The sequence below is a fragment of the Candidatus Obscuribacterales bacterium genome (assembly GCA_036703605.1).
Classification (GTDB): Bacteria; Cyanobacteriota; Cyanobacteriia; order RECH01; family RECH01; genus RECH01.
This window is the reverse complement of record DATNRH010000211.1, coordinates 1-4,411: the sequence shown is the minus strand read 5'-3', so window position 1 is coordinate 4,411 and position 4,411 is coordinate 1. Positions and strand designations below refer to the sequence as shown.

The window sequence follows — 4,411 nt, the reverse complement described above, 5'->3', positions numbered from 1 at the left end:
AAAGGTGGTGCCGGTTAGCCAGCCGCCCACCGCCATGTAGGCGCAGGGGAATAGCAGCAAACCAGACCATCCGATGAAGACAAATCTATCGCGCTTCAGCCAGTCGTCAAGGACGTCGAACCATCCTCGCTGGGCTTGCGCACGTCCCATTGCTATGGTCATTTCATATCCTCGTTAATATTGCGCCAAAACCCTCGACATCAGCCCGTACCCGAACTGCAAGGCTAGGAATGTAGTTCATCTCTCGGAACGAGAGCGTGGTCTTGCCTGACCCATCAAACGGATCCCTGCAATGAGACATTCGGACTTAGCTGACCTAAGGGCAGAACTTAACGTTTTTATATGATAGGGAGATCTCACAATTTTTACAATCCGATACGTAAAGCCCAGAATGCCGATCTCTCTATTGAATCATCTCACATCACCGATCATGCCCTACAACAAGATGAGGCCGGATCGGCAGTTGGAGCCGCAGCATGCCAAATCAACCGGGAGCGATCGCAGGACATCGGAAGCCCTCTAATTCCCGTAGACTAGTAACAGGGCCGTCCATTGTTCCTATCTTCTCTAGGTTGACTAGCGGCTGTACTGCCCAAGGGAACTTAGCTAGAGACTCCTCATCTGGACAACAGCTCTAGGGTTGTAGAGTCTGCTTTGAGTTCTAGGTGTAAAACGGGAAGATAGGGTTGGCAACGGGTAGGGTTTTCACGCCTCTGGCTTTAGACTCTCAGGGTTGAGCCAGCAACCCAAGACTGTTATCGATGATTTAGATGAGAATTGATTATGACTGCGCCTGTTGCATCGAAACCTCAACGCGATCGCATTTTACGCCAATCGGTTTTAGGATCCCGCCGCTTTAGTAACTACTGGTGGGCTACGGTGGTTTTGATTGGAGGCGTTGGCTTTTTCTTGGCCAGCCTTTCCAGCTATTTCAAAATCAATTTCATTCCCTTTTCCAATCCCACAGAGCTAATTTTCGTACCCCAGGGGATTGCTATGGGGTTTTATGGCGTCGCAGCACTCTTACTGTCAAGCTACCTGTGGGGTGTCATTTTGCTGGATGTCGGGGGTGGTTACAACGAATTTAACCGCGAAACTAACCAGGTGACGATTTTTCGCAATGGCTTTCCAGGCAAAAACCGTCGGATTGAAATCACCTATCCCCTAGAGGATATCCAGTCTATTCGCGTCGATATTCGCGATGGACTCAGCCCTAAACGAGCCATCTATTTAGCCGTTAAAGGCAAGGGCGAAACACCCTTAACCCGAGTAGGGCAACCGCTACCCTTGAGTGACTTAGAAAACCAAGGAGCTGAGTTAGCCCGGTTTCTCGGTGTCCCTCTAGAAGGACTATAAAAGAGTATCGGCAGACGATGCTCACCATCGCTCTCCAACGATGGATATTGCTCCAAGTCAAGACTGAAGGACGATTGAAGAATGCGTAAGTATGTGTTGACCCTAGCGATCGCTTGCCTAGTGCTGATCACCAGCTGTAGTTCAAGCGATGGCGATGTTACAGGGGCGGCCCCCTCAGAATCAACGCCTCCAGCGGCTGAGGAAGCGATCGTGGATACCCCAGCTCCCTCGGATGCCTTTGCCAGCCTTCCCCAACTGAACGGGGAAGCTACCGTAGTACTGCGGGTGAATGGCGAGTCGATCGTGATTCAAGTGGATGGCGTCCATGCCCCAGTGACCGCGGGCAACTTCGTGGATCTTGTCCAGCGAGGCGTTTATGACAATACGGTATTCCACCGAGTGGTGCGTGAGCCTGAGCCCTTTGTGGTGCAAGGAGGCGATCCCCAAAGCCGAGATCCCAATGCCAACCCAGCCACCTTCGGCACCGGTAGCTTTGTAGATCCTCAAAGTGGGCAAGCCCGCTACATTCCCCTGGAAATTCAGCCTAGCAACGCCGATGAGCCGCTTTATAGCCGCACCTTTCCTGAAGCCGGCGTGACCGTTGAACCCACCTTGCCCCACCGCCGAGGTGCTGTCGCCATGGCGCGATCGCAGTTTGCTGATTCTGCCTCTGCTCAGTTTTACATTGCCTTGGCCGATGTCAACTTCCTGGATGGTAGCTACGCCGTCTTTGGCTACGTCACGGAGGGTATGGAGGTCGTCGATCAAATTCAACAGGGCGATCGCATTGAATCTGCCGAGATTATTTCCGGAGCTGAAAACCTGATCGTTGCTGCTGAGTAGCACCAGCGGTCTCTAGCCAAGGAGTCCATCTCCCGCTAAGGCAGCCAAGTCCACGTAACCATACTGAATTAACTGGGGAGACATCTGGCGTGGGTGACCATCAACAATTGCTGTTAGTCGATGATGAACCGGGTCTGCGAGAAGCCGTGCAGGCCTATTTAGAAGACAGTGGATTCACCGTCCATACAGCCAGCAACGCCAGCGACGGCTGGGCCATGCTGCAACATCTATCCCCTGATTTGATTATCACCGACGTGATGATGCCCCAGGTGGATGGCTATCAGTTTCTTAAACAATTGCGGGAGGATCCACGCTTTCAGACCCTGCCGGTAGTCTTCCTCACCGCCCGGGGTATGACCAGCGATCGCATCCAGGGCTACCAGGCCGGCTGTGATGCCTATTTGCCTAAACCCTTTGATCCTGATGAACTCGTGGCGATCGTTGAGAACTTGCTCACCCGTCGGACAACAACCAACACCACGGCAGAAGGCGACATGCCTGACATTGCCGACATGGCTCGACAAATTGCCGAAATCAAAGCTCTCTTAACCCAGCGGGGAGCCATTCCCCAAACCCCAGCCCCTATTAAGCTAGATTTCACGCCTCGGGAACAAAGCGTCTTAGAGCTGGTGGCAGAAGGCTTGATGAACAAAGAAATTGCTCGTCGCCTAGAAACCAGCGTGCGCAACGTAGAGAAATATGTGAGCCGGTTGTTTAGCAAAACCGGCACCAATAGCCGCACAGAACTGGTACGTTACGCCCTAGAGCATGGCCTAGCTAAGTAGCATCTCTCAGGTGCCCGTTAACACCTCGGAACACCTCTATAGAGCCCTGATGATGATAAGCATCGGGGCTTTTGTAGTTTTAAATATGAGAATTTTAATAAACAAAAATTTCTAATTGTTGCCTTAATTCAACAAAAATAGACTTGTGTATGTAAATCCCGTAGGCTGATTCCTACTAGCTCAGCTTAACTATTTTTGACAGTCAAGATTAGACGTGTTCATTCTGTCTGAAACTACCCTAGAAAGATCAAGAAGTTTGATGATCTAGGGCGTGTTTTTCGTGTCTATAAAACCTGATCTATAGAGTTCATTCTTTAATACTGATAGACACCCTGAACTGCAATCTTGGCAAAAGTTGAGTGATAGCTTTTTTTCTATAATTTATACGTCGTTATCAGAGGATTTTAACGATGAATCTTCCGTTGCTTAACTATGCCCCAAGCTCCCAAAACCAGCGGGTGATTGGCTATGAAGTACCTGGAGACGAACAGCCGCGCTATTTTACAACCGAAAATGCGCTATCACCATCCGAAATGGATGATCTGATCCAGGCAGCCTATCGTCAGATCTTTCATGAACAGCAAATGCTGCAGAAAAATCGCCAACTGGGCTTAGAATCTCAGCTAAAGTCAGGAAACATCACCGTGAGAGACTTTATCCGCGGACTGGTGGTGTCTGAAAATTTTCGAGTTCACAACTACGAACCCAATAGTAACTATCGAGTTGTACAACTTTGCGTTCAGCGCTTACTAGGACGCGACATTTACAGCGATCGCGAGACATTAGCCTGGTCCATTGTGTTAGCAACTCAAGGACTCCATGGCTTCGTAGATGCTCTTTTAGAAAGTGACGAATACCTCAGCAGTTTTGGCGATCATACGGTGCCCTACCAGCGGCGGCGCATTTTACCCCAGCGATCGCAGGGCGAGCATCCTTTTGCCCGAATGCCTCGCTATGGTGCCGATTATCGCCAAAAGCTAGAAGACCTAGGTCACCAGTTCAGCGCCACAGGAACACCCGGCTACCGATGGAGCTGGCAACAACCGCCCTATGCCCGATCTGCCCGTGTCGCTGGGGCAGCGATCGCTGTCTTTGGTAGCAGCTTTGTAGGACTTCTAGCGATCGCCACGGTACTTTCCTGGTTCGGTGTGATCCACCTGTAACGCAGGTTCTGTAGTATGAATTGAATGCGGGAGATGCGATCGCCCCACCGCCAGACGCCATCCAGTCTAGGGTTGCCGATCGCATTGTTAAGCTCTGTAAGGATTTTTCAGATTTCCCGAAGGGGTGAGACGGACCTCCCGTATGATCAAGGATAAACTTTGTGAAAAATCGTAAAACCTAATTGGAGGTTCTAGCGTGGCTCTTCCTCTGCTAAATTACTCGCCCGTCAGCCAAAATCAGCGCGTGGCCGGGTATGAAGTTTC

Annotated in this window: 4 protein-coding genes; all 4 read left to right on the top strand. The window is 50.6% G+C overall.

All coding sequences use genetic code 11. The annotated features are described in order from the left end of the window. Window positions 1-783: 783 nt before the first annotated feature. The 4 genes from V6D20_04505 (at window position 784) to V6D20_04490 (ending at window position 4,147) form a co-directional block, all read left to right on the top strand. Entirely contained in the window at window positions 784-1,356 is a 573-nt protein-coding gene (locus V6D20_04505; GenBank protein HEY9815054.1) for a photosystem I assembly protein Ycf4, read from the top strand. An 81-nt stretch (window positions 1,357-1,437) separates the two neighbouring features. Next, entirely contained in the window at window positions 1,438-2,199 is a 762-nt protein-coding gene (locus V6D20_04500; GenBank protein ID HEY9815053.1) for a peptidylprolyl isomerase, read from the top strand. A gap of 89 nt (window positions 2,200-2,288) precedes the next feature. Next, window positions 2,289-2,984 (top strand): response regulator transcription factor, encoded by a 696-nt coding sequence (locus V6D20_04495; protein HEY9815052.1) that lies wholly within the window; start codon window positions 2,289-2,291, stop codon window positions 2,982-2,984. A gap of 410 nt (window positions 2,985-3,394) precedes the next feature. After that, window positions 3,395-4,147 (top strand): phycobilisome rod-core linker polypeptide, encoded by a 753-nt coding sequence (locus tag V6D20_04490; protein HEY9815051.1) that lies wholly within the window; start codon window positions 3,395-3,397, stop codon window positions 4,145-4,147. Window positions 4,148-4,411 lie beyond the last annotated feature (264 nt).